This is a genomic window from Paenibacillus sp. P4_E11, assembly GCF_056401635.1.
Map to the genome: position 1 here is coordinate 1 of NZ_JBFUIX010000355.1, position 2,200 is coordinate 2,200.

2 protein-coding genes and 1 pseudogene are annotated in these 2,200 nt (G+C 49.5%); all 3 read left to right on the forward strand.

Annotation, left to right across the window (positions count from 1 at the left end; translation table 11 throughout):
- Positions 1-282: pseudogene (locus tag AC1DWB_RS33910) on the forward strand (hypothetical protein); the annotation flags it as partial.
- 206 nt (positions 283-488) lie between these two features.
- A complete protein-coding gene (locus AC1DWB_RS33915) occupies positions 489-1,574 on the forward strand; it encodes a D-alanine--D-alanine ligase (protein WP_477545479.1) in 1,086 nt (361 codons plus the stop codon).
- Positions 1,571-2,200 (forward strand): UDP-N-acetylmuramoyl-tripeptide--D-alanyl-D-alanine ligase (locus AC1DWB_RS33920; RefSeq protein WP_477545480.1); only part of this gene is annotated, 630 nt, incomplete at its 3' end. The genes AC1DWB_RS33915 and AC1DWB_RS33920, both read left to right, overlap by 4 nt.

Here is a 2,200-nt window from a genome sequence, read left to right on the forward strand (position 1 = left end):
GGGCTGCTGCGAGTTCGAATGTCGTTTCTGAGCAAAAGGTATGAGTATGAGGCCTACGGCAGAGGGGTATACGAGATTACATCACCTGCATTCTCACGGGAATATGAGATTCGAGACGAGAGCGGGAGCATCGTGGCTACGTTCGAGCGGGTCGATGGATGGTTCGCGGCGTCCGCATACTCTCTCCGTAATCATATCGCCCAAGTGAGTAGCTACGAGTGGATTACTGTTATCCTGGGTATGCATGAGATCCAGAAGAGACAGCGACAGCAGCACGCATAACCTATGATTATGGTATTGAAGAGATAGACCTTCCTTGAGCTTGATCGGGAGGTCTATTTATTTTGTTCTATCCAGTTCGAGAGTTCGATCATCCTTCAGATTATCTTCAGATTTCTTTAGGTTTTTTTACGAGAATCTGAATAAGTAGTTGGTATGATAGTCCAAGCAACACCACTACTTTCTAGATGATCATATGGAGGAAATCGATGAAAACGAACATCTATGTCCTATATGGAGGCAAATCTGCCGAACACGACGTGTCCTTGAAGACGGCTCAAACGGTCATTAACGCACTAGATAAACAAACATATAACGTTCATCCTATATACATTTCCAACAATGGTGTATGGAGCAGCTACGGTAGAGTAGAACGCAATGTGGACCATGTCGAACTGTTGCGGATGAATAGCACGAGCGGAGATGTGGCGGTTTCTGTGGGGGGCATACTGATCCGCTACCTCGCCTCGGGTGAACCTTGTGTAGTCTTTCCCGTCATTCATGGGACCCATGGGGAAGATGGTACGATTCAAGGGTTGCTGGAACTATTGAATGTGCCTTATGTCGGGAATGGTGTGCTGGCATCGGCCACAGGAATGGATAAAGTCGCGATCAAGCGAGTGTTCGCTAGCGTCGGCATCCCTCAAGTGGACTACCAATCGGTGCTTCGGCACAAGTGGATCGAGCATCAAGATCATGTCGTCTCGCGCCTAGAGCGGGAACTTGGTTATCCGTGCTACGTGAAGCCTGCTAACTTGGGCTCGAGTATCGGGATTAGCCGCTGCGAAGATCGCCATGCTCTATTTCGTGCAGTTGATACTGCATTCACATTCGATCGGAAGCTTATCGTGGAACGGGAAGTGGTAGGACGGGAAATCCAGCTGGCCGTTATGGGCAACGATCATCCAATATGCTCCGTGGCAGGGGAGTTCGAGAAGGAACCGGAGTTTTTCCACTATAAGCGGAAATACATCGATGGCAACTTGGTTCAACGCATACCTGCACGAATATCCTCTGACATGTATGAACAGATGCGCGACCTCGCGCTGCGAGCATTCCAGGTACTCGACGGGTCAGGATTAATGCGAGTGGATTTCTTCCTCACGGCTAACGATGAAGTATACCTGAATGAAGTGAACACAATGCCTGGCTTCACGAAGATCAGTATGTTTCCTGCACTCTGGGAGCGAACTGACGGGACTACGTATCCTCAACTAATCGAACGGCTTATCGCGCTGGCCACCCAGCGTCATGAACAGAAACAGACGATCCGCTATGGGAGGGATGGAGCATGATTCAACGGTCAATGAGACAGCTGGCAGACATGATCGGGAACGCGGAGGTTGCTCATACCAATGAATATTTGCAGGTGCGCGGGGTTTCGACGGATACACGGAGTATCAAGCCAGGCAGTCTGTTCGTGCCTATTATTGGACCGCGGTTCAATGGTCATGATTATGTTCGTGAAGCTGTGGCTAATGGAGCCGTGGCATCGTTGTGGGATCGATCTGAACCTGACCCGCCGAGCGATATCCCGCTGTTACTAGTAGAGGATACACTACTTGCCATCCAACAGTTGGCCGGAGCTTATCGAAGGCTGTTGAACGTGAAAGTGGTCGGCATTACTGGGAGCAATGGGAAAACTTCAACCAAAGACATATTGGCTTCTGTATTAGCTACAACGTTCAAAACCCAGAAGACGAGTGGGAATTTAAACAATCATCTCGGGGTCCCATTAACATTGCTACAATTGGAAGAGGATACGGAAATGGCGGTCGTGGAGATGGGCATGTCGAGTCTGGGCGAAATTGAACGATTGTCCCACATCTCGCAGCTGGATGCGGCGATCATTACGAATGTCAGCGAGGTTCACTTAGGCGATTTGAAATCCAGAGACCGCATTGCCCAAGCCAAGCTCTGT

Bases quoted from the DNA above. Each gene is read 5' to 3' on its own strand.
- AC1DWB_RS33915 (WP_477545479.1), top strand. From the start codon at position 489: ATGAAAACGAACATCTATGTCCTATATGGAGGCAAATCTGCCGAACAC.